The sequence below is a fragment of the Pseudomonas sp. NFACC25 genome (assembly GCF_900100935.1).
Lineage (GTDB): Bacteria > Pseudomonadota > Gammaproteobacteria > Pseudomonadales > Pseudomonadaceae > Aquipseudomonas > Aquipseudomonas marginalis.
This window is the reverse complement of record NZ_FMUC01000005.1, coordinates 93490-115469: the sequence shown is the minus strand read 5'-3', so window position 1 is coordinate 115469 and position 21980 is coordinate 93490. Positions and strand designations below refer to the sequence as shown.

The 21980-nt window shown below is 62.1% G+C and carries 20 protein-coding genes; 11 read left to right on the top strand and 9 right to left on the bottom strand.

The window, feature by feature from the left end; all coding sequences use genetic code 11:
• Nucleotides 1-89: 89 nt before the first annotated feature.
• Both BLQ09_RS13950 and glsB read left to right on the top strand, forming a co-directional pair.
• Nucleotides 90-500, top strand: a complete 411-nt coding sequence (locus BLQ09_RS13950) for a hypothetical protein (RefSeq protein ID WP_027607253.1) — start codon at nucleotides 90-92, stop codon at nucleotides 498-500.
• 347 nt (nucleotides 501-847) lie between these two features.
• Nucleotides 848-1756: a glutaminase B gene (gene glsB, locus BLQ09_RS13945; RefSeq protein ID WP_027607252.1), complete on the top strand. Its 909-nt coding sequence runs from the start codon at nucleotides 848-850 to the stop codon at nucleotides 1754-1756.
• Nucleotides 1757-1791: 35 nt separating this feature from the next.
• On the opposite strand, the gene BLQ09_RS13940 is transcribed toward glsB, so the two are convergent.
• The 6 genes from BLQ09_RS13940 to BLQ09_RS13915 all read right to left on the bottom strand — a co-directional run bounded on the left by BLQ09_RS13940 (nucleotide 1792) and on the right by BLQ09_RS13915 (nucleotide 6720).
• Complete coding sequence (locus BLQ09_RS13940; RefSeq protein WP_027607251.1) at nucleotides 1792-2031, bottom strand: DUF6124 family protein; 240 nt, start codon at nucleotides 2029-2031, stop codon at nucleotides 1792-1794.
• A gap of 330 nt (nucleotides 2032-2361) precedes the next feature.
• Nucleotides 2362-3132 (bottom strand): methanethiol S-methyltransferase, encoded by a 771-nt coding sequence (mddA, locus tag BLQ09_RS13935; RefSeq protein ID WP_092357688.1) that lies wholly within the window; start codon nucleotides 3130-3132, stop codon nucleotides 2362-2364.
• 126 nt (nucleotides 3133-3258) lie between these two features.
• Entirely contained in the window at nucleotides 3259-4527 is a 1269-nt protein-coding gene (locus BLQ09_RS13930; protein ID WP_027607249.1) for an NAD(P)/FAD-dependent oxidoreductase, read from the bottom strand.
• Nucleotides 4524-5276 (bottom strand): amino acid ABC transporter ATP-binding protein, encoded by a 753-nt coding sequence (locus BLQ09_RS13925; RefSeq protein WP_027607248.1) that lies wholly within the window; start codon nucleotides 5274-5276, stop codon nucleotides 4524-4526. The genes BLQ09_RS13930 and BLQ09_RS13925 overlap by 4 nt, the downstream gene beginning before the upstream one ends.
• Nucleotides 5273-5941: an ectoine/hydroxyectoine ABC transporter permease subunit EhuD gene (gene ehuD, locus BLQ09_RS13920; protein ID WP_027607247.1), complete on the bottom strand. Its 669-nt coding sequence runs from the start codon at nucleotides 5939-5941 to the stop codon at nucleotides 5273-5275. The genes BLQ09_RS13925 and ehuD overlap by 4 nt, the downstream gene beginning before the upstream one ends.
• Complete coding sequence (locus BLQ09_RS13915) at nucleotides 5938-6720, bottom strand: ABC transporter substrate-binding protein (protein ID WP_092357380.1); 783 nt, start codon at nucleotides 6718-6720, stop codon at nucleotides 5938-5940. Before BLQ09_RS13915 ends, ehuD begins: the two co-directional genes overlap by 4 nt.
• A gap of 215 nt (nucleotides 6721-6935) precedes the next feature.
• Here BLQ09_RS13915 and BLQ09_RS13910 point away from each other — a divergent pair, with 215 nt between their 5' ends.
• A complete protein-coding gene (locus BLQ09_RS13910; RefSeq protein WP_027607245.1) occupies nucleotides 6936-7715 on the top strand; it encodes an IclR family transcriptional regulator in 780 nt (259 codons plus the stop codon).
• A gap of 211 nt (nucleotides 7716-7926) precedes the next feature.
• Here BLQ09_RS13910 and BLQ09_RS13905 read toward each other — a convergent pair whose 3' ends face one another.
• Nucleotides 7927-9171, bottom strand: a complete 1245-nt coding sequence (locus BLQ09_RS13905; protein ID WP_027607244.1) for a saccharopine dehydrogenase family protein — start codon at nucleotides 9169-9171, stop codon at nucleotides 7927-7929.
• A 28-nt stretch (nucleotides 9172-9199) separates the two neighbouring features.
• Entirely contained in the window at nucleotides 9200-10297 is a 1098-nt protein-coding gene (locus BLQ09_RS13900; RefSeq protein WP_092357378.1) for a carboxynorspermidine decarboxylase, read from the bottom strand.
• Between the two features lie 355 nt (nucleotides 10298-10652).
• On the opposite strand from BLQ09_RS13900, the gene BLQ09_RS13895 reads away from it, so the two are divergent.
• The 7 genes from BLQ09_RS13895 to BLQ09_RS13865 all read left to right on the top strand — a co-directional run bounded on the left by BLQ09_RS13895 (nucleotide 10653) and on the right by BLQ09_RS13865 (nucleotide 17612).
• Nucleotides 10653-11672 (top strand): LacI family DNA-binding transcriptional regulator, encoded by a 1020-nt coding sequence (locus BLQ09_RS13895; protein ID WP_027607242.1) that lies wholly within the window; start codon nucleotides 10653-10655, stop codon nucleotides 11670-11672.
• Nucleotides 11656-12660, top strand: a complete 1005-nt coding sequence (locus BLQ09_RS13890) for an ABC transporter substrate-binding protein (protein WP_092357376.1) — start codon at nucleotides 11656-11658, stop codon at nucleotides 12658-12660. Before BLQ09_RS13895 ends, BLQ09_RS13890 begins: the two co-directional genes overlap by 17 nt.
• Nucleotides 12661-13479, top strand: a complete 819-nt coding sequence (locus BLQ09_RS13885; protein ID WP_053134326.1) for an ABC transporter permease — start codon at nucleotides 12661-12663, stop codon at nucleotides 13477-13479.
• A complete protein-coding gene (locus tag BLQ09_RS13880; protein ID WP_065924597.1) occupies nucleotides 13476-14270 on the top strand; it encodes an ABC transporter permease in 795 nt (264 codons plus the stop codon). The genes BLQ09_RS13885 and BLQ09_RS13880 overlap by 4 nt, the downstream gene beginning before the upstream one ends.
• Complete coding sequence (locus BLQ09_RS13875) at nucleotides 14267-15298, top strand: ABC transporter ATP-binding protein (RefSeq protein ID WP_092357374.1); 1032 nt, start codon at nucleotides 14267-14269, stop codon at nucleotides 15296-15298. Before BLQ09_RS13880 ends, BLQ09_RS13875 begins: the two co-directional genes overlap by 4 nt.
• A gap of 10 nt (nucleotides 15299-15308) precedes the next feature.
• The gene (locus BLQ09_RS13870) at nucleotides 15309-16142 is read left to right on the top strand and encodes a phosphodiesterase (RefSeq protein ID WP_092357686.1); all 834 of its coding nucleotides are present in this window, start codon (nucleotides 15309-15311) and stop codon (nucleotides 16140-16142) included.
• Nucleotides 16143-16292: 150 nt separating this feature from the next.
• Complete coding sequence (locus tag BLQ09_RS13865) at nucleotides 16293-17612, top strand: OprD family porin (RefSeq protein WP_092357684.1); 1320 nt, start codon at nucleotides 16293-16295, stop codon at nucleotides 17610-17612.
• Between the two features lie 133 nt (nucleotides 17613-17745).
• On the opposite strand, the gene BLQ09_RS13860 is transcribed toward BLQ09_RS13865, so the two are convergent.
• The gene (locus BLQ09_RS13860) at nucleotides 17746-19389 is read right to left on the bottom strand and encodes a sensor domain-containing diguanylate cyclase (protein WP_092357372.1); all 1644 of its coding nucleotides are present in this window, start codon (nucleotides 19387-19389) and stop codon (nucleotides 17746-17748) included.
• Nucleotides 19390-19582: 193 nt separating this feature from the next.
• On the opposite strand from BLQ09_RS13860, the gene metE reads away from it, so the two are divergent.
• Nucleotides 19583-21871, top strand: coding sequence for a 5-methyltetrahydropteroyltriglutamate--homocysteine S-methyltransferase (gene metE / locus BLQ09_RS13855; protein ID WP_092357370.1), 2289 nt, complete (start codon nucleotides 19583-19585; stop codon nucleotides 21869-21871).
• The last annotated feature ends 109 nt before the right edge of the window (nucleotides 21872-21980 follow it).

The window sequence follows — 21980 nt, the reverse complement described above, 5'->3', positions numbered from 1 at the left end:
GGATTGCGAAACAGTCTGGCTATTCTGTGCAATGCCGTCCAGGGGTTCGAGCTTTATATTGAGATCCACTCTCATTAAGGAGCTTTGCCATGCGACTCGACAGTACAACGTTCCCTGTGGTGAAAATCGTCTTCGATGCCCCGAACCAAGGCGGGCCGGAAGACGCCTTCCGGGTCTTCGAAGACCTGTTGGCACGCCAGCAATCCTTCCTGCTGCTGCACGAAAAAGCCGTGGACGAAACCCATCACGAACATTCCCATGAACAGCGCAAGCAAGCCTCGATCTGGATGAAGAAGCACCGACAAGCGCTGCGCACGTTCGTCAAGGGCATGATCCAGGTCGAGCCCAGCGCGGCCAAACGCCTGGCACTCAAGCCGTTTGCGCAGATGTTCGGCAAGGCCTGGGGCTACCCGTTGCTGGTGGTGGAATCCAAGGACCAGGCCTGGGCACTGGCGCGGGATGTGCTGGATGAGCGGGTGTCGGATGTGGCGTATTTTTGAACGGACGCGACCCGACTCTCTCTGTGGTGAGCGGGCTTGCCCCGCGCTGGGCTGCGCAGCGGCCCCAAAACCAGGCGCTTAGGCGTGCCTGATACACCGCATTCGTCTTCATCAGGGGCGCTTCGCACCCCAACGCGGGCAAGCCCGCTCGCCACAGGGGCAGGTCTTTCTCGCCGGTCGGGGGCTGGCCAAGCTGCGTTATCACCTGGCATTGCAGCTGTTGCTGATCCTGGTTTATCTGGTGGTGGCCGAGCGAGTGGTAGAGATTGTGTGGGGCTTGCGCGCCCATTGAAGTATCCTCCGCACCCCGCTTTCCACCGATTCAAAGACAGATGACAGGACAAGACATGCAGGCGCTGCTGGAGTCGATCCTCGACGAAGTGCGCCCCCTGATCGGCCTCGGCAAAGTCGCCGACTACATTCCCGCGCTGGCCGATGTACCGGCAAACCAACTGGGCATCGCGGTATACGGCAATGACGGCTCGGCCTACCGCGCCGGTGACGCCGATACGCTGTTCTCGGTGCAGAGCATTTCCAAGGTGTTCAGCCTGGTGCAGGCCATTGACCATGGCGGTGAAACCATCTGGGAACGCCTGGGCCACGAGCCTTCGGGGCAGCCGTTCAACTCGTTGGTGCAACTGGAATTCGAACGCGGCCGCCCGCGTAACCCCTTCATCAATGCTGGCGCGCTGGTGATCTGCGACATCAACCAATCCCGCTTTGCCGTGCCGATCCTGTCGATGCGCGACTTCGTGCGGCGCCTGTCGGGCAACCCGCAGATCCTGGTCAACAGCGTGGTCGCCGACTCCGAAGCCCAGCACGGCGCACGCAACGCGGCCATGGCCTACCTGATGAAATCCTTCGGTAACTTCCACAACGATGTGGACGCGGTGCTGCACAGCTACTTCAACTACTGCGCCCTGCAGATGAGCTGCCTGGACCTGGCCAAGGCGTTCAGCTTCCTGGCCAACGAGGGCACCAGTGCCCACAGCGGCGAACAGATCCTTACCGCGCGGCAGACCAAGCAAGTCAACTCGATCATGGCCACCAGCGGGCTGTATGACGAGGCGGGCAACTTTGCCTACCGTGTGGGCTTGCCGGGCAAGAGCGGTGTGGGCGGCGGCATTGTCGCGGTGGTGCCGGGGCAGTTTACGGTGTGCGTGTGGTCGCCGGAATTGAACGCGGCGGGCAACTCGCTGGCGGGGATCAAGGCGTTGGAGTTGTTGAGTGAGCGGATTGGGTGGTCGGTGTTTTGAGATCGTTCCCACGCGCGTGGGAACGATCATCTGAGTCATGCTGCTGGATGGGCGTCATCCAATGCTTTGTCCACCAACAATTGCACACCTTCCAGCATTCGGCAGATGCCCAACGCCACATTGCGTTGTGCGCCGTCGATTTCAAAGGCCAGGTGCGTGGCGATATCGGTGATGGAGGATAGATCCTGGGAGGCGTTGACCAGCAGGGTTTCCGTGCCCAGGTCGGGGCGCACGGTGAAGAGTTTTTCTGGGGGATTGGGGCTGTCTTTGATCATGGTGAAGCTCCTTTGTAAATGGGGCTGCCACGATTCGCGGTCAATCGAAGAGGGTGGCAGCTGTACGCGGGTTGACCGACCGGCCCAAAGAACAAAACCGGCATACCCTAAGGTATCCCGCGTACAGCTGCCGCGACACGATACATCAGACGTAAAAAAACGCCTAAGCTCGGGGTTGGCGCAGTTGCTCTTTGAAGTCGGACGGTCAAATCCGGTCGCTGAATGGGCAGCGACGGCACAGAGGTTAGTCAGCCAAGTTCCGAGCGACAACCTGAAACAGTCGTGGGATAAGTCCTAGGGAACTCATGGTCAGACGCCACAAACGCCTATTCAGCGTCCTTTTTTGCGCGTCTTCGACCCCGGCAAAATCATGCCCACCTCTTGCTGGTAGCGCCGATACCGCTCACCAAACAACACCACCAGGTCCTTTTCTTCAAAGCTGGCGCCAATGAAGAGGTAAACCGTCATCCCTGTCGCAAACAACAGGTGCCCGGCCGTCATGTATGGCGTTGCCCAAAAAGCGATCAGGAAACCCAGGTACAGCGGGTGACGCACGATCCTGTAAAACAGCGGCGTCCTGAATACTGGTGCCTGTGGTGTGGTTTTGCGCCAACGGTCGATGGCCTGCTTGAGCCCGAACAGTTCGAAGTGGTCAATCAAAAAAGTTGCCAGTAAAGCGATGCCCCAGCCCAGCCAGAACAGGCCCATCAACAGGGTCTTGGCCCACGTCGTTTCAACCTTCCAGACGGTGAGCGGCATCGGTTGCCACAGCCAGAACATCAGCATCAGCACCAGGCTGCTGAGCAGCACATACGTGGAGCGTTCAACGGAGGTCGGAATGACTGCCACCAGCCACTGTTTGAAGCCTTTGCGCGCCATGGCCGTGTGCTGGACGCCGAACAGCAGGATCAATGCGCAGTTGATCAGCACGGCGGCTGGCCACGCGAGGAGGGGCCCATCGTTGATGTTCTTGGGCACCGCCACGCTGCCGACGAAGCCGATCAAATACAAACAGGTGAACAGGAACGCCAAATAGCAGCAGGTGCTGTACACCAGCCCGATGACACGGGCGGTGCGAGTGTTGTCGAGTTGCATGAGCATGCCTTTCCCACAGGATGAATAGACCGCAAACCCGCAGGTCAGCCAGTCCATGGCTAAGCCTAGCGGGTTTTGCGTACCAAAGGACCTGTGAGGGATAACGGTTTTCGGCGCCCCTGCAATTAGGACTCAGCTGATATTGAGCCGATCCAACAAGCTGTACCAAGCCACCCCCGCACCAATGTAAAACCGCTGCAATCCGTGCATCGGCAAGCGCTGCAGCGGCGTGACCGGGTAGGCAAATTCAGCCTGGCTGTCGCACAACCGCCCGGCCAGTTGCTGCCCCAGGCTGGTACACAATGCGATGCCGCGGCCATTGCAGCCCAGCGCCAAGGTCAGCCCCGGTGCCGGTTCGTGGACATGGGGCATGAAGTCCCGTGTGATTGCGATACGCCCGGCCCAGCGGTACTCAAATTCCAGCGGGCCCAATTGCGGAAAGAGCAGCGCCAGGGAGCGCTCCAGGTGGGCAAAATCGGCCGGTGACGTGGGGTCGTTGAACAGCCCGCGTCCGCCCATCAGTAAGCGCCCATGACTGTCTTTGCGAAAGTACAGCAGCAGCCGTTGTGCGGTGGACACGGTTTCCTGTCCCGGCAAGATGCTCTCTGCCGCACGCCCACGCAGCGGTTTGGTGGCGACGATAAAACTGTTCGCCGCGAGGATGCTCTGTGCCATGCCCGGCCATAGGTTGCCGCTGTAGCCATTGGTGGCCAGCACCACTTGATCGGCCATCACCTGCGCACCGCCAGCGGTCTGCAGTTGCCACCCCGGGCCCTGGCGCTGTAACCCTGTCACTGCACTGTGACCATGAATGCGAACACCCGCCGCCAACGCCGCGCCGACCAGCCCACGGGCATACGCCAGCGGCTGAATCGCCCCGGCGCGGCCATCCAGCCAGCCGCCGGCGAATGCCTCGCTGCCCATGCGCGATGCCACCGCCGCCGCATCCAGGCGCTGCACCGGCACGCCGCGCCGCGCCCATTGCTCGGCTCGCGCATGCAGGCCGGCCACGCCCTTTTGCGTGTACGACACCTGCATCCAGCCTTTGCGCACCGGCGCGCAATCAATGCCGTGCCTGTCGATCAACGTGAACACCAGGTCCGCCGAGTTCGACACTGTCGAGATCAACGGCTCGGCCTGCTCCGGCCCGTACATCTGCACCAGTTGCTCCGGGTCGTACTTGAGCGTCGGGTTGACCTGCCCGCCATTGCGTCCCGATGCGCCCCAGCCGGGCTCATTGGCTTCCAGCACGCACACGCTGACCCCGCGCTCGGCCAGATGCAGGGCTGTCGACAGGCCGGTATACCCCGCGCCGACAATCGCCACATCCACTTTCACCGACTCACCCAGCGCAGGCGTCGGCACCACGGAGGGCGCCGTCGCCGACCACAATGATTTCATGACAGGCTCCGCGTGTTGCCGGTGGGGTGCAGCACGCGCCGCAGGAAGTCCTGGGTACGTGCATGCTGTGGATCGCCCAGCACCTGCTCGGCCGGGCCGCTCTCGACGATGTAGCCGCCATGCAGGAAGCACACGCGGTCGGCCACTTCGCGGGCAAAGCCCATTTCATGGGTGACCACGATCATGGTCATGCCTTCGTCGGCCAGGGTGCGCATTACCGCCAGGACATCGCCCACCAGTTCCGGGTCGAGGGCCGAGGTGGGTTCGTCGAACAGCATGGCTTCAGGTTTCATCGCCAGGGCGCGGGCGATGGCCACGCGTTGCTGCTGGCCGCCGGAGAGCTGTTCGGGGTAGGCGTCGGCCTTGGCGCTCAGGCCCACCTTGTCCAGCAACACCAGGGCCTCTTCGCGGGCCTGCTTGAGCGGTTCGCCTTTGACATACACCGGACCTTCCATCACGTTTTCCAGCACGGTGCGGTGGGGGAACAGGTTGAAGCGCTGAAACACCATGCCCATGCGGCTGCGCAGCGCGTGCACGGTTTTGCTGCCGCGTTGCACGGTTTCGCCGAACACGTTGATGTGGCCGCCATCGTAGGCTTCCAGCGCGTTGATGCAGCGCAGCAGGGTGGATTTGCCCGAGCCCGAGGGGCCGATCAGGCACACCACTTCGCCCTTGGCCACGTCGAGGTCAACGCCGTGCAGGACGCGGTGGCTGCCGTAATGTTTTTGCAACTGACGAATCTCGATCATGCTTTTTTCCTCCGCCCCAGGTGCTGCTCCATACGACGCAGGCCATACACCAGCGGCAGGCTCATCAGCAGGTAGAGCAGGGCGACCAGGGTGTAGACGGTCATGTTCTGGAAGGTCGACGAGGCGATCAGTTGGCCTTGGCGGGTCATCTCGGCGACGGTGATGGTGGACACCAGGGACGAATCCTTGAGCATCATCACCAGGGTGTTGCCGTAGGGCGGCAGGGCGATGCGAAATGCCTGGGGCAGGATCACCCGGCGCATCATCAGGGCCGAGCGCATGCCCAGGGCTTCGGCGGCTTCACGCTGGCCCTGTTCCACGGCAATGATGCCGGTGCGGAAGTTCTCGGCCTGGTATGCCGAGTAGGCGATGCCCATGCCGATCACCCCGGCGTAGAACGCCGTGAGGTGCACGCCCATGTCCGGCAGCACGAAGTAGATGTAGAACAGCTGCACGATGATCGGCAGGCCACGGATCACGTTGATGATGGTGCTGGCCACCCATGACAGCGTGCGAATCGGCGACAGCTTGAGCAGCGCCAGCACCAGGCCGATTGCACTGCTGAGCAGGAACGACAGCACGGTGATCTGGATCGTCACCCAGGCGCCCTGCAGCAGAATCGGCAGGAAGTCCCGGGCGTTTTGCAGGAACTCGGCCGGGTTCATGGGCGCACCTGGGTATCAAGTCCCCACTTCTTGAGGATGCTGTCCAGGGTGCCGTCGGCCTTGATGCTGGCGATGGCGGTGTTCAGGCGCCCGAGGGTTTGCGCATCGCCTTTGCGTACCACCAGGCAGACTTCGCCGACGTTGGTGGGCTGGTAGTCGGGGGCGAGCTTCACGCCTTTGAACAGCTTCTGGCGAATCTGGTAGGCCACCACCGGCTGGTCGCCGACCGCCGCCTTGATGCGCCCCAGGGACAGGTCGCGGACCATCTCGCCGATGGAGTCGTAGGTGCGAATCTCCTTGAAGATCCCCAGCTTGTTCAGTTGGTCGTAGAACACCGTGCCGGCCTGTACGCCGACCACCTGATCCTTGAGCTGCGTGAGGTCGGGGTAGGCGGCGCTGTCGTCGGCATTGATGATCAGGCCCTCACCGTAGGCGTACACCGGGGCGCTGAAGTCGACGACCTTGGTGCGCTCTTCGGTCTTGAGCATGCCGGCGGAAATGAAGTCGAGCTTGCCGGAGGTGAGGGAGGGGATCAGCGCAGCGAAGTTGGTCTGTTCGATCTGGCTGGTGAAGCCGCCGGCCTTGCCCACGGCCTCGGCGACGTCGACCATCACGCCCTGGATGCTGTTGGTCTTGATATCGAGGAAGGTGAACGGCGACCCACTGGCGGTTGCACCGACTTTGTACGTGGACGCACTTTCTGCGTGCGCGACGCTGACGCAGAGTGTGGCGCACACACCGAAGGCAAGGCGGCGAAACAAGGGCGAAAGACTGTTCATCGGGCTACTCCAGAAGGAAAACGGAAAGTCAGTACCGCGAGCGGTTACCGATGAAATCGCAAGCTCTGTGCCATTTCGATTCAAATAAATCGAATTACGTTATATAAAATCGACAAAATGAACCATTCGTATCGATATGCGATATTTAATGGTCTATTTTTGTGATTTGGAGTAGTAATATCGCCACGCCTGACCTACTTGACCGCGAGTCCGCCATGTCCGAAGAACGCAACAGTCTGCACAACCAATCCCTGGAAAAAGGCCTGTCGGTGCTCAAGGCATTCAGCGCCCAGCGCCGCAGCATGAGCCTTGCAGAGGTGGCCGAGGCCGCTGGCATGACCAAAAGCTCGGCCCAGCGCATGGTGTTTACCCTTGAAAGCCTGGGTTACCTTCGGAAACACTCCCGCACACGGCATTACCAACTCACCCCCCGGGTGCTGGAGTTGGGGTTCAGCTACCTGGATGCGCATTCATTGATCGAGGTGGCCAACCCGTTTCTGTCGGAACTGACCAGGCTCACAGGCGAGACCTCGTGCCTGACCGAGCCGGCGGGCTACGACATGACCTATATCGCGCGCTTTGTCAGCGCGGGTTTTGTACCGGTGCATATGCCGATCGGCTCGCGGGTGCCGATGTACTGTACGGCGTCGGGGAGGGCGTATCTGAGTGCATTGCCGCAGGAGGAGGCGTTGGCGCTGATCGAGCACAGCCAGCGGGTGGCACACACCAGCCAGACGTTGACGGACGTGGCGGGCATTCTGGAATCGTTGCAGCAGGTGCGCGAGCAGGGCTATGCGGTGAATGCCCAGGAGCTGTTCCTCGGCGACATGACCATCGGCGCGCCGGTGCTGGGCGCCAATGGCCGCCCGGTGGCGGCGGTGCATGTGGTGGCGCCGACCAGTCGGTGGAGCAGGGCGGATGCGGAGAAGCAGTTGGCGCCGGCGTTGTTGCAGTGTTCAAGGGCGTTGAGCAATTCGGCGCGCAACCTGGAGTAACCCGCTCTCAAGAACACAGCAAATCCAATGTGGGAGCGGGCTTGCTCGCGAATGCGGTGTATCAGTCGCCAGATGCAGTGACTGGCACACCGCATTCGCGAGCAAGCCCGCTCCCACATTTTGATCTTCATCATTCTTTGAGATTGGTGTGAGCCCCAACAAAAAATGCGCCCCTTCGGGCGCATTTTTTTGTTCGGTCAACTATCGCCTATCAGGCAATCGCATCCCAGGCACGGTCACCGTTCTCGTCTTTGATGCGAGTCGGCAGGCCCATCACGTCCAGCGCCTTGAGGAACGGCTCAGCCGGCAGTTCCTCGACGTTAGCCATGTGTTTCACATCCCACTCGCCACGGGCGACCAGCAACGCGGCGGCTACCGGTGGAACGCCTGCGGTGTAGGAGATGCCCTGGCTGTCGGTCTCGGCGAAGGCTTCTTCGTGATCCGCCACGTTGTAGATGAACATCTCACGCGGCTGGCCATCCTTGGTGCCTTTGACCAGGTCGCCAATGCAGGTCTTGCCGGTGTAGCCCGGTGCCAGCGACGACGGGTCGGGCAGCACGGCCTTGACCACTTTCAACGGCACCACTTCCAGGCCTTCGGCGGTGGTGACCGGCTTCTCGGAGAGCAGGCCGAGGTTTTTCAGCACGGTGAACACGTTGATGTAGTGTTCGCCGAAGCTCATCCAGAAACGCACGTTGGGCACGTCGAGGTTTTTCGACAGCGAGTGCACTTCATCGTGGCCGGTGAGGTAGAGGTTCTGCGAACCCACGACCGGCAGGTCGTCGGTGCGTTTGACTTCGAACATGGTGTTGCTGGTCCACTGGCTGTTCTGCCAGCTCCACACCTGCCCGGTGAATTCGCGGAAGTTGATTTCCGGATCGAAATTGGTGGCGAAGTATTTGCCATGGGAGCCGGCATTGACGTCGAGGATGTCGATCGAATCAATGCGGTCGAAATGCTGTTGCTGCGCCAGCGCGGCATACGCGTTGACGACACCCGGGTCGAAGCCCACGCCAAGGATGGCGGTGATGTTCTTCTGTTTGCACTCTTCCAGGTGGTTCCATTCGTAGTTGCCGTACCACGGCGGGGTCTCGCAGACCTTGCCCGGCTCTTCGTGGATGGCGGTGTCGAGGTACGCAACGCCCGTGTCGATGCAGGCACGCAGTACCGACATGTTGAGGAACGCGGAACCCACGTTGATGACGATCTGGGATTCGGTCTCGCGGATCAGGGCCTTGGTCGCTTCCACGTCCAGGGCGTTCAGCGCGAAGGCCTGGATGTCGGCGGGTACCTTGAGGCTACCCTTGGCCTTGACGCTGTCGATGATGGCCTGGCATTTGGAGATGTTGCGCGACGCGATAGCAATACGACCGAGTTCGTCGTTGTGCTGCGCGCACTTGTGGGCCACCACCTTGGCGACACCTCCTGCACCAATGATAAGAACGTTCTTTTTCAATTGCTTTATCTCTCCTTTATCCGCCAGCTTACGAAAGGCTGGACAGGTAGTCGTCGTAACCAAATTCACGAACCACTTCGACTGTACCGTCGAGTTGTTTCACTACGATGGACGGCATTTTCAGGCCGTTGAACCAATTTTTCTTGACCATGGTGTAGCCCGCGGTGTCGATGAACGACAGCCGATCGCCGATGGCCAGCGGACGATCAAATTGATACTCGCCGAAGATGTCCCCGGCCAGGCAGGATTTGCCGCACACCATGTAGGTGTGTTCGCCCTCGCTCGGCGCCAGCTTGGCGTTGAGGCGATAGATCAGCAGGTCCAGCAGGTGGGCTTCGATGGAGCTGTCGACGACGGCGAGGTTTTTGCCGTTGTAGAGGGTGTCGAGCACGGTGACTTCCAGGGAGGCGCTGTTGGTGATCGCCGCTTCGCCGGGTTCCAGGTAGACCTGCACGTCGTACTTCTGCGAGAACGCCTTGAGGCGCTGGCAGAAGGCGTCGATGGCATAGCCTTCACCGGTGAAGTGGATGCCGCCGCCGAGGCTGACCCAGTTGACCTTGTGCAGCAGCGCGCCGAAGCGTTCTTCGATGGTGTTCAGCATCTGGTCGAACAGGTTGAAGTCGCCGTTCTCGCAGTTGTTGTGGAACATGAAGCCGGAGATCTGTTCGATCATGCCTTCGATCTTCACCGGGTCCCATTCGCCCAGGCGGCTGAACGGACGCGCCGGGTCGGCCAGCAGGTAGTCGGAGCTGCTCACCTGCGGGTTGACGCGCAGGCCGCGGGTCTTGCCTTCGCTGCGCTCGGCAAAACGCTGCAGCTGGCTGATGGAGTTGAAGATGATCTTGTCGCAGTTATCGAGCATCTCTTCGATTTCATCGTCGGCCCAGGCCACGCTGTAGGCGTGCGCCTCGCCTTCGAACTTCTGGCGACCGAGCTTCAACTCGTACAGCGACGACGAGGTGGTGCCGTCCATGTATTCCTGCATCAGGTCGAACACCGACCAGGTGGCAAAGCACTTGAGCGCCAGCAGGGCCTTGGCGCCGGACTGCTCGCGCACGTAAGCAATCTTCTGCATGTTGACCAGAAGCTTCTGTTTATCGATGAGGTAGTACGGCGTTTTGATCATTTTTGAGAGCCTGCGGCGGTGCCTGCCAAAAAAGGACACGCATTGTGCCCGCACTTGGATCGAATCGAAAGGTTAGTGGGCGGATTTTGCTGCGCCAGCTTTACGATCCTAACCACTGAGTATGACTATCTATGCATCTACACCGCTCTAATGTGGGAGGGGGCTTGCCCCCGATAGCGGTGTATCAGCCAGCCTATTCTTTATTGACCCTCTGCTATCGGCGGCGAGCCCCCTCCCACATTTGGCCCCAGGTACCTCTGCTGCACTGCCATCAAACCGTCATCTCCCCACCACCTTCCTGCCACATTCCGCCGTTACTGTCCTCGCCAATGAGATCGATCTCAAGCGAGTGACCATGACTGATTTGAAAGACGTCGCGCGACTGGCCGGCGTTTCCCGTGCGACCGCCGCCCGCACTTTTGCCTCCCCCGACCAGGTGCGCCCGGCGACCCGTGAGCAGGTGTTCGCCGCCGCCCGTGAGTTGGGCTTTCGGCCCAACCTGCTCGGCCGCCAATTGCGCCTGCAAACCACCCAGTTGATCGGCGTGGTGGTGCCCAACCTGCTCAACCCGGTATTCGCCGAACAGTTCCAGGCCATGGAGCGTGCCGCACGCTTGCGTGGCTACAGCCTGGTGCTGGCGACCACCGACTACAGCAGCGAGCGCGAGTGCATCGTGGTGGAGGAACTGCTGCGCCAGCGCGTCGATGGCCTGGTGCTGACGGTCACCGATGCCGAAAGCAACAGCGTGCTCAGCAGCCTGAATACCGAACGAACGCCGTTCGTGCTGGCCTATCACCAACCGAGCAACCCCAACTACAGCGCCGTGTCGGTGGACAACCGCGCCGGCATGGCCTTGGCCACGCGCTACCTGCTGGAGGCCGGTCATCGACGCATCAGCATGGTCGCCGGCCCCGCCTTGCAGTCCGACCGCGCACGCCTGCGCTATGCCGGTTACTGCGACGCGATGAAGGCATACGGTCTCAAAAGCCGCGCGGTGATCGAAATGCCCGCCCATACCCAGGCCGAATTCGCTGCCATCCAGCCGTACCTCAACGGCCCCGACGCCCCCAGCGCCCTGGTGTGTTCCAACGATTTCCTCGCGATCAGCCTGATCGCCGAGCTGCGCCGCAACGCCTGGAATGTGCCCGGGCAACTGTCGGTGATGGGCTTTGACGGCATCGCCCTCGGCACCCAGATGCACCCGACCCTGTGCAGCGTGGTGCAGCCCATCGCGCTGCTGGCCAGCACGGTGATTGACCAACTGCTGGCGCAGATCGCCGGCAACGATCCCATTTCCCATTGCCTGCCTTGCCATATCCGGCCGGGCGAAAGTACCCAACCCTTTGAGGAGTCCCTTGATGCGCGCATTCAGTAAAACCCTGGCCGCCGTGCTGCTCTGCGGCGTGGCCAGCCTGGCCCAGGCCGCCGAAACGGCTATTTGCTACAACTGCCCGCCGGACTGGGCCGACTGGGGCACCCAGCTCAAGGCCATCGCTGCCGACACGGGGGTGCAGGTGCCGCTGGACAACAAGAACTCCGGCCAGTCCCTGGCGCAACTGGTGGCCGAAAAGGCCGCGCCCGTCGCCGACGTGGTCTACTACGGCGTGACCTTCGGCTTGCAGGCGCAAAAGGCCGGCGTGGTCGAGGGTTACAAGCCCAAGGGCTGGGAACAGATCCCCGCCGGGTTGAAAGACCCCGCCGGCCAGTGGTTTGCGATCCACTCCGGCACCCTGGGCATCATGGTCAACGTCGATGCATTGGGCGGCCTGCCGGTGCCGCAAAGCTGGGCCGACCTGCTCAAGCCGCAATACAAAGGCATGGTCGGCTACCTGGACCCGTCCAGCGCCTTCGTCGGCTACGTCTCTGCCGTGGCGATCAACCGCGCAATGGGCGGCGACCTGGACAACTTCGCCCCGGCCATCGGTTACTTCCAGAAACTGGCAAAAAACGCCCCCATCGTGCCCAAGCAGACCGCCTATGCGCGGGTGCTGTCCGGCGAGTTGCCGATCCTGGTGGACTACGATTTCAACGCCTACCGCGCCCGCTACAAAGACAACGCCAACGTCGCCTTCGTGATCCCCAAGGAAGGCAGCATCAGCGTGCCTTATGTGATGAGCCTGGTGGCCAACGCGCCGCACCGCGCCAATGGCGAGAAGGTGCTGGACTTCGTGCTGTCGGACCAAGGCCAGGCCCTCTGGGCCAAGGCTTACTTGCGCCCGGTGCGCCCGGTGACCATGCCGGCCGACGTCGCCGCGCAGTTCCTGCCCGACAGCGATTACGCCCGCGCCGGTGTGGTGGACTATCAGAAAATGGCCGCTGTGCAGGAAGCCTTCGCCGCCCGTTACCTGAACGAGGTCAAGTAAGTGGCTGCATCGGCAAAACAAGCGGCCTGGGCGCTGGCCCCGGCCTTTGCGGTGCTGTTCGCGTTCTGGCTGTTGCCGCTGGCGCACTTGATGGTGCTCGGCGCCGACAGCCGCGACAGCCACGGCAGCGGCTATTGGCAGGTGCTCAGCAGCGCGCAGTACCTGGGCAGCCTGGCGCAGACCTGCGTGCTGGCGATCGTGGTGACGTTCACCGCGTTGTTGATCGGTGGCATCAGTGGGGTGTTCCTCGCGCGCCAGCAGTTTTTCGGGCGCTCGGCGTTGGTGGCGTTGCTCACGTTTCCCCTGGCGTTTCCCGGGGTGGTGGTGGGCTTCCTGGTGATCCTGCTGGCCGGGCGCCAGGGGCTGCTGGCGTCCCTGGGCCTGCAATTGGCCGGTGAGCGCTGGATCTTTGCCTACTCCCTGGCCGGGCTGTTTGTCGGCTACCTGTACTTCTCGATTCCGCGGGTGATCCTCACGGTGATGGCCGCGTGCGAAAGCCTCGACCGCAGCCTGGAAGAAGCCGCGCACTCGCTGGGAGCAGGGCACTGGCGGGTGGTCTGCGACGTGATCGTGCCGGGCCTGGCGCCGGCGTTGGCGTCCTGCGGCGCGATCTGCTTCGCCACGTCCATGGGCGCCTTCGGCACCGCGTTCACCTTGGGCACGCGCCTGAATGTGACCCCGGTGGCGATCTACAACGTGTTCACCAACTACGCCAACTTTGCCGTCGCCGCCGCGTTGTCGGTGGTGCTCGGCGCGGTGACCTGGGCGGTGCTGTTGCTCACGCGACGCCTGGTGAAAAATGCGGGGACGGTCTTGTGAAACGCTCATCGCTGTTTGTGATGCAACTGCTGTTCACCTTGCTGGTGTGCGCGTTCATGTTGGTGCCGGTGCTGATGTCGTTGCTGGCCGGGTTGACGCGCAATTTTTTCGTCGGCCTGTCCAGCGGCCTGACCTTCGACTGGTTGATCCAGGTCTGGCAGGCCTATTCGCCCACCGTATGGCTGTCCTTGCAATTGGCCCTGGCGTGCGCGGTGTGTGTCTGCGTGATCGGCGTGCCGGCGGCCTATGCGCTGGTGCGCATGAACAACCGCTTCAGCCGTGCCTTCGAAGAACTGATGGTGCTGCCGGTGGCGATGCCGGGGCTGGCCAGTGCGCTGGCGTTGCTGCTCACCTACGGCCAGTTCGGCACGTTTCGCAGCAGCTGGTTGTTCATCCTGGTGGGCCATGTGTTGTTCACCTTGCCGTTCCTGGTACGTCCGGTGATGGCGGTGATGCAACGCCAGCAACTGCCGGTGCTGGAAGAGGCGGCGGCCAGTTTGGGCGCCGGGCCGATCAAGCGCTTTTTCAGCGTGGTGGTGCCCAACTGCCGGGCGGGGATTCTGGCCGGCGTGCTGATGGTGGTGACCTTGTCGTTGGGCGAATTCAACCTGACCTGGATGCTCCACACGCCGATGACCAAGACATTGCCCGTGGGCCTGGCCGACAGCTACGCCTCGGCGCGCCTGGAAATCGCCAGCGCCTACACCCTTATCTTTTTGCTGATGATCGTGCCGCTGCTGATTGCGTTACAGGCCATCAGCGCTCGTTTGTCCCGTGGAGAGCGTCGATGACCGCTATCACTATCCGCCTGCAAGGCTGTCGCAAGGCATTCGCCGACGGCACCGTGGCTGTGCATGACCTGAACCTGACCGTCGAAGGCGGTGAAACCCTGGCGATCCTCGGCCCGTCCGGCTGCGGCAAGACCACCACCTTGCGCCTGATTGCCGGCCTGGAACGCCCGGATGTGGGCCAGGTTTTTTTCGGCAGCGACGACGTCACCCGCCTGCCCATCGAGCGCCGCGACGTGGGCATGGTGTTCCAGAACTACGCGCTGTTTCCCAACCTCGATGTGGCCGGCAATATCGTCTACGGCTTGAAGATTCGCGGCATGGCAGCTCTGGAGCGCAACAAGCGCTGCGAGGAACTGCTGGAACTGGTGGGCCTGCAACAGCATGGCAAGCGCAGCATCCACGAATTGTCCGGTGGCCAACGTCAACGGGTGGCCCTGGCCCGTGCCCTGGCGCCGCGCCCTAAAGTGCTGTTGCTGGATGAACCGCTGGCGGCCCTGGATGCGCAATTGCGCGAGCGCCTGCGCAGCGAGCTGAATGAACTGCTGCGCGGCCTCGGTATCACCTCGGTATTTGTCACCCACGACCAGGGCGAAGCCATGGCCCTGGGCGATCGTATCCTGGTGATGGAGCACGGCCGCGTCGCGCAACTGGCCAGCCCACGGGAGATCTACCAGAAACCGGCGAATGCGTTCGTCGCCGGTTTTGTCGGCAACCTCAATGCCTTTGCCGTCACCTCGCGAACAGCCCATGGCCTGGAAGTCTGCGGCGGCGAGTTGCCGTGGCAGGCCGCCGACGTGCCCAGCACGGTGTACTGCCGCCCCGAACACCTGCGGGTGATGGAGAGCGAAGGGCACTTGCATGGCCATCTAGTGGCGCAGTTTTTCCAGGGTGCCCAAAGCCGCCTGCTGGTGGACGTGGGCGGCCCGCAACCGTTGCTGGTGGACAGCAGCGACAACCACCTGTACGCCGTCGGCGCGCCGATTGCCCTGGCGATTGCGCCGCACATGTTGTTCACCCTGAATGCGTGAGAGTTTGCTTGTGAATCGTCCGTTTCTTGTTGCGCAAATCAGCGACCTGCACCTTAAAGCCGGCCAGCGCCTGACGTATGGGGTGGTGGATACCCTGGGCGCGCTGCGCCGTGCCGTCGACCATTTGAACGCCAGCCACCCACGGCCCGATATTGTGGTGATCAGCGGTGACCTGGTGGACTTCGGCCGCGCCGATGAATACGCCGTGCTGCACCCCGAACTCGCGCGCCTGCACATGCCGTGCTACCTGGTGCCCGGCAACCACGACACACGCGGGCCGTTGCTCGAGGCATTCCGTGATCACGCCTACTTGCCTTTGTCGGCAGAGGGGCCGTTGGACTGGGTGGTGGACGAGCATCCGCTGCGTTTGATCGGCCTGGACTCGACTATCCCGGGTGGGCACGGCGGCCAGCTGCTGGACAGCCAATTGCACTGGTTGGACGCGCAACTGGCACGACGCCCGGACGCGCCGACGTTGCTGATCCTGCACCATCCACCGTTTATCAGCGGCATCGGCCATATGGACCGCGAACCCTTTATCAACGCTGCGGCGCTGGAAGCGGTTGTGTCTCGCCACTCGCAAGTGGAACGCCTGCTGTGCGGGCACCTGCACCGACCGATGCAACGACGCTTTGGCGGCAGCCTGAGTTGTGTGTGCCCCGGTACTTCCCATCAGATTGTGCTGGACCTGCAGGACGCCGCGCCCGCGCATTTCAACCTGGAACCGGCGGGGTATCTGTTGCATCGCTGGGATGCGCAACAGGGCCTGATCAGCCACAACGGCGTGTTCGGGGATTACCCGGGGCCGTACCCGTTTTATGACGCTCATGGATTGATTGACTGAGGTTTACGGAGGTTTCACTTCACTCAACTCGCTAACAACTAAGCAACTGAATAACCGTTAACGCCCCGGCCAACGTCACGTTTGGCCGACGGCATCCTGCTGCCCATTTTTTGCGCTCGGAACCTGGATTCCGCGCCGGAGTTCGTCCTGATGAAAGCCACGTTGAATGTATTAAGTGTATTGACCGGCGGCCTGGGCATTGCCCTGAGCCCCTTGGCGTCCGCTGACTTTTTGAGCGACAGCAAGGCCAACTTGAGCATGCGTAACTTTTACTTCAATAACGACAACCGCGACGGCACGGCGGCACCGTCGAAGACCGAAGAGTGGGGCCAGGCCTTTATCCTCAACTACCAGTCGGGCTTTACCGACGGCACCGTCGGCTTTGGCCTGGACGCCATCGGCATGCTCGGCGTGACCCTCGACAGCAGCGCCGCGCGCCATGTCGGCAGCTCGATGATCCCCACCGAAGACGGCAAGGCCACGGATAACTGGGCCCGTGGCGGCGCCACCGCCAAGGCGCGGTTTGCCAAGACCGAAGCGCGCTACGGCTACCTGCGCCCGAACCTGCCGATCCTGGTGAGCAACGACGGCCGCCTGTTGCCGCAGTCGTTCGAAGGCGGGCAGGTCACCAGCAAGGACATCGACAACCTGACCCTGGTCGGCGGCCAGCTTGAGCACACCACCGGTCGCGGCTCCAGCGACCGCAGTGGCCTGGCAGCGGCGGGCGCTACCCAGGAAAGCAATAAATTCACCTACGCCGGTGCGGACTACCAACTGACCAAGGACCTGATGGTCCAGTACTACTACGCCAACCTCGAAGACTATTACCAACAACACTTCGCCGGGTTGATCCACGTATTGCCGTTGGGCGAATACGGCTCATTGAAAACCGACCTGCGCTACTTCAAGACCAGCTCCGACGGCAAAAACAGCAGCGCCGCCGGCCGTGCCGAAGGCTACAAGCTGGGCGGCTATACCAAGAACGGCAACGGTGAAATCGACAACAACACCTGGAGCGCCGCGCTCATCTACTCCCTCGGCCCGCACGCGATCACTGCCGGTTACCAGCAAGTCTCGGACGACAGCAACTTCGCCCAACTCAACCAGGGCGGCCTGGTGAACAAAGGCGAGGGCGGTGCCAGCCTGTACCTCTACACCGACCGTACCGTACAGACCTTCATCCAGGCCGGCGAACGCACCGCGTTCGCCCAGTACGCCTACGACTTCGCGTCGCTGGGCGTCCCAGGCCTGAAGGCTTCGGTGATGTACCTCAAGGGCGACCACATCCTCACCACCAGCGGCAACGACGCCAGCGAGTGGGAGCGGGATATCTCGTTGGATTACGTGGTGCAGAGCGGCACATTCAAGAACGTCGGGTTCGGCTGGCGGAACGGCGTGTCACGCAGTGAAGTGGCGCGGGATCAGGACCAGAATCGGGTGTTTGTGAGTTATTCGATTCCGTTGATGTAGTACCGCTGAGCCCCTCATCTTTGTAGGAGCGAGCTTGCTCGCGAAAAACGTCAACGATAACGCGCCTGTTCAGAATGCCAGCGGTGTCCTTGGGTTCTTCGCGAGCAAGCTCGCTCCTACAGGGGGGGCGTGCTCACGCCACCCGATTCCTGCCCGCGCCCTTGGCCTCATACAAGCGCATGTCCGCGCGCTTGAGCAATGCCAGGGAGTCGCGGTCAGATGGCTCTGCCACGCCCACGCCGATACTCACCGTGACCTTGCCCACGATCGGGAACTTCGCGGCCGCCACGGCCACACGGATCTTTTCGGCAACCACGTCAGGGCTGTCCGGCGCTTCGACTTCCGGCAGCAGCACGGCGAATTCTTCTCCGCCATAACGGGCAACGAAGTCGGTGGCGCGCGTGGTGTTTTCTATCAGTGCCGCGAGTTGGCACAGCACATCATCGCCAACGGCGTGGCCGTAGGTGTCGTTGACGCGCTTGAAGTAGTCGGCATCGATCAGCAGCAGGGCAAAGGTGCGGCCGGTACGCTGGAACAACAGGCTGTTTTCGGCGAGTTTTTCGTCGAAGCGGCGCCGGTTGAACACGCCGGTGAGGGCGTCGTGGGTGGCCAGCTTGAGCAGGTCGGCGTTGGCCTGGGTGAGGTCGGCGGTGCGTTGCGCCACGGTAGCTTCCAGGGAGGCGTTGGTTTCTTGCAGTTCGCGTTCCTTGGCGAGCAGCGAGTGCGTCATGCCGGTGAGCGATTGCCCCAGTTGGGCGATCTCCAGCACCGGGTGTTCCTGGGGGAACACCGCGCCGGGCTGATGGTCCTGCACCTGTTTGGCGGACTTGGCCAGGCGCTCGATGGGACGGCTGAGTGATGAGGCGAGGTAATACGCAGCCACGATAAAGATGATCGCTGCGAGCAGGCCGAGCACCATTAATTTGTACAGCAGGCTGCGCGCCGGTTGCAGGGCCACGTCCAACGGCTGGCGCACCATGATGTACCAGCTCACCCGCGCGTTGGACGGGCTGGGGACGGCGACCGAGGCGGTGACGTAGCCGTTGTCGGTGAACCAGCCGGTTGGCGTGACCAGCTTGTCTTTAGGCATCTGCTCACCGGCGAGGGCTTCGGGGTAAAGCACCTTGCCATCGAAGTCGACAATCAAGGCCTCGATATCGGGGAGGGCGTCTTTTTGCGTCACGGCGGACGCGACGATCTGCGTCACCCAGCGCCAGTGGGCATGGGCGCCCAGCACGCCAATCGTCTCGCCGCTGGCATTGCGAATCGGCGCGGCAAAGTCGATAAAGCGCAGCGGCTCGCCATTCGCCGCACCCGGCAGCAGTTTGGCCAGCAACACCGCCTCGTGGGGATCGCCGGTGTACTCGCCGCGCAGGCCAGCCTGGAACCAGGGGCGTTGCTGCACCGATTGGTTGACCAGCAGCCCGTTGACCGCCTGGCGCACACGCCCCTCGGCGTCGGCAACTCCCATCCACGCGTACTCGGCGCGCGATTGCGTGCGCAGTTCCATCAAGGCCAGGATATCCGGCGCATCCAGGTCACCACGGCGAAACAGCGGGGCCTTGCTGAGCAAGGACACTTCCAACTGCCGTTCGCGCAATTGCACGGCCAACAGTGCCGCCGTCGAGCGCGCAGTGCTCAACAGCGTGTTGCCACTGGCCTGTTTCATCTGCTCGGTAGCGATGTGCCCCACGTAAAAACCCACACTCAATAAGATGAGCAGCGACAACCCGGCAAACCACAGGGTCAGGTGACTACGCAGGCTGGCTTTGATCATGAGTGCTCATTTGAATGTTTGTTCGGGGCCATGGTATGCGTAATAGAGGGGACGAGACCAGCAATGGGTTGATCTATTCACTGCCGGCAACATGAGCAGATCTTGTGATCATCTGGAATAGAATGAGTTTGTCTCACTATGCTCCTGTGCCGACAATGGCTGCCATTGAATACCTACAGTGGAGTTGTAAGTCATGGCAGTCGCTCATTCCCTAGGATTTCCGCGCATTGGACGCGATCGTGAACTGAAAAAAGCGCAGGAAGCGTTCTGGAAGGGCGAGCTTGACGAAGCCGGTCTGCGTGCGGTCGGACGTGACCTGCGCAAAGCCCACTGGGCCCTGCAAAAGCAGGCGGGCATTGAGCTGCTGCCCGCCGGTGATTTCGCCTGGTACGACCAGGTGCTGACCCACTCGCTGATGTTCGGTGTGATCCCCGAGCGTTTTCGCCCGGCCGATGGCAAGGCCACCCTCGACACCCTGTTCGGCATGGCCCGTGGCGTCAGCGACAGCTGCTGCGGCGGTGCCCATGCCCAGGAAATGACCAAGTGGTTCGATACCAACTACCACTACCTGGTGCCTGAATTCAGTGCCGACCAGCAATTCCACCTGGGGTGGGAGCAGTTGTTCGAAGAAGTTAAGGAAGCCCTCGACCTGGGTCACACCGTCAAGCCGGTGGTGATCGGCCCGCTGACCTACCTGTGGCTGGGCAAGGCCAAGGGCGGTGACTTCGACAAGCTCGACCTGCTTGAGCGCCTGCTGCCGTTGTACGGCCAGATCTTCCAGCGCCTGGCCGACCTCGGCGTGGAATGGGTGCAGATCGACGAGCCGATCCTGGTCCTCGACCTGCCGCAGGAATGGAAGAACGCGTTCGAGCGTGCCTACAACCTGATCCAGCGTGACCCGCTGAAAAAGCTGGTGGCGACCTACTTCGGCGGCCTGGAAGAGAACCTCGGCCTTGCCGCGAACCTGCCGGTGGATGGCCTGCACATCGACCTGGTGCGCGCGCCGGAGCAGTATCCGACCATCCTCGACCGCCTGCCGGCTTATAAAGTGCTGTCCCTGGGCGTGGTCAACGGCCGTAACGTCTGGCGTTGCGACCTGGAAAACGCCCTGGCCACCTTGCAGCACGCCCATGAAAAACTCGGTGATCGCCTGTGGGTGGCGCCATCCTGCTCGCTGCTGCACAGCCCGGTGGACCTGGGCCGTGAAGACCAGTTGGATGCGGAGCTGAAAAGCTGGCTGGCGTTCGCTGTGCAGAAGTGCGCCGAAGTGGCGGTGCTGGCGCAAGCCGTCAACCAGCCTGAAGCGCCCAACGTCCTAGCTGCCCTGGCCGAAAGCCGCGCCGTGCAGGCTGCCCGCGCTGCCTCGCCGCGTATCCACAAGCCTGCGGTACAGGCGCGTGCGGCGGCGATTACCCGCCAGGACAGCCAGCGCCAGTCGCCGTTTACCCAGCGCATCGAGAAACAACGTGCGGGCCTTAACCTGCCGCTGTTCCCGACCACCACCATCGGTTCGTTCCCGCAGACCGCGTCGATCCGCCTGGCGCGCCAGTCGTACAAGGCTGGAAAGTTGAGCGAAGCCGAATACGTCGAAGCCATGCACAGCGAGATTCGTCACGCCGTCGAGGTGCAGGAAAACCTCGGCCTGGACGTGCTGGTGCACGGTGAAGCCGAGCGTAACGACATGGTCGAGTACTTCGCCGAGCAACTGGACGGCTACGTGTTCACCCGCTTTGGCTGGGTGCAGAGCTACGGTTCGCGTTGCGTGAAACCGGCGGTGATCTTCGGCGACCTGAGCCGCCCGAAGGCGATGACGGTGGAGTGGATCCGCTATGCCCAGGGCCTGACCGGCAAGGTGATGAAGGGCATGCTGACCGGCCCTGTGACCATGCTGATGTGGTCGTTCCCGCGCGAAGACGTGAGCCGCGAAGTGCAGGCCCGCCAACTGGCCCTGGCGATTCGCGACGAAGTGGTCGACCTGGAAGCCGCCGGCATCCAGATCGTGCAGATCGACGAAGCCGCGTTCCGCGAAGGCTTGCCGTTGCGCCAGGCGCAGTGGCAAGGCTACCTGGACTGGGCCACCGAAGTGTTCCGCCTGTGCGCCTCGGGTGTGCGCGATGAAACCCAGATCCACACGCACATGTGCTACAGCGAGTTCAACGATGTGATCGAGTCCATCGCGGCCATGGATGCCGACGTGATCACCATCGAGACCTCACGCTCTGACATGGAACTGCTGGACGCGTTCGAAGCTTTCGCGTACCCCAATGACATTGGCCCAGGCGTCTACGATATCCACTCTCCACGGGTACCGGATGCCTCGGAAATGGCCAACCTTCTGCGCAAGGCTGCAAAGCGGATTCCTGCCCAGCGCCTGTGGGTGAACCCGGATTGCGGGTTGAAGACGCGGGGGTGGCCGGAGGCGGAGGCGGCGTTGATTCATATGGTCACTGCAGCTCGCCAGCTACGGGCTGAGTTGGCTTGATATCGTAAAAAATGTGGGAGGGGGCTTGCCCCCGATAGCCATGGGTATCTACACAACTGTTCAGCCTCTGACAAATCTCCCTGTGGTGAGCGGGCTTGTCCCGCGTTGG

Bases quoted from the DNA above. Each gene is read 5' to 3' on its own strand.
- BLQ09_RS13950 (WP_027607253.1), top strand. From the start codon at position 90: ATGCGACTCGACAGTACAACGTTCCCTGTGGTGAAAATCGTCTTCGAT.
- glsB (WP_027607252.1), top strand. From the start codon at position 848: ATGCAGGCGCTGCTGGAGTCGATCCTCGACGAAGTGCGCCCCCTGATC.
- BLQ09_RS13940 (WP_027607251.1), bottom strand. From the start codon at position 2,031: ATGATCAAAGACAGCCCCAATCCCCCAGAAAAACTCTTCACCGTGCGC.
- mddA (WP_092357688.1), bottom strand. From the start codon at position 3,132: ATGCTCATGCAACTCGACAACACTCGCACCGCCCGTGTCATCGGGCTG.
- BLQ09_RS13930 (WP_027607249.1), bottom strand. From the start codon at position 4,527: ATGAAATCATTGTGGTCGGCGACGGCGCCCTCCGTGGTGCCGACGCCT.
- BLQ09_RS13925 (WP_027607248.1), bottom strand. From the start codon at position 5,276: ATGATCGAGATTCGTCAGTTGCAAAAACATTACGGCAGCCACCGCGTC.
- ehuD (WP_027607247.1), bottom strand. From the start codon at position 5,941: ATGAACCCGGCCGAGTTCCTGCAAAACGCCCGGGACTTCCTGCCGATT.
- BLQ09_RS13915 (WP_092357380.1), bottom strand. From the start codon at position 6,720: ATGAACAGTCTTTCGCCCTTGTTTCGCCGCCTTGCCTTCGGTGTGTGC.
- BLQ09_RS13910 (WP_027607245.1), top strand. From the start codon at position 6,936: ATGTCCGAAGAACGCAACAGTCTGCACAACCAATCCCTGGAAAAAGGC.
- BLQ09_RS13900 (WP_092357378.1), bottom strand. From the start codon at position 10,297: ATGATCAAAACGCCGTACTACCTCATCGATAAACAGAAGCTTCTGGTC.
- BLQ09_RS13895 (WP_027607242.1), top strand. From the start codon at position 10,653: ATGACTGATTTGAAAGACGTCGCGCGACTGGCCGGCGTTTCCCGTGCG.
- BLQ09_RS13890 (WP_092357376.1), top strand. From the start codon at position 11,656: ATGCGCGCATTCAGTAAAACCCTGGCCGCCGTGCTGCTCTGCGGCGTG.
- BLQ09_RS13875 (WP_092357374.1), top strand. From the start codon at position 14,267: ATGACCGCTATCACTATCCGCCTGCAAGGCTGTCGCAAGGCATTCGCC.
- BLQ09_RS13865 (WP_092357684.1), top strand. From the start codon at position 16,293: ATGAAAGCCACGTTGAATGTATTAAGTGTATTGACCGGCGGCCTGGGC.
- BLQ09_RS13860 (WP_092357372.1), bottom strand. From the start codon at position 19,389: ATGATCAAAGCCAGCCTGCGTAGTCACCTGACCCTGTGGTTTGCCGGG.
- metE (WP_092357370.1), top strand. From the start codon at position 19,583: ATGGCAGTCGCTCATTCCCTAGGATTTCCGCGCATTGGACGCGATCGT.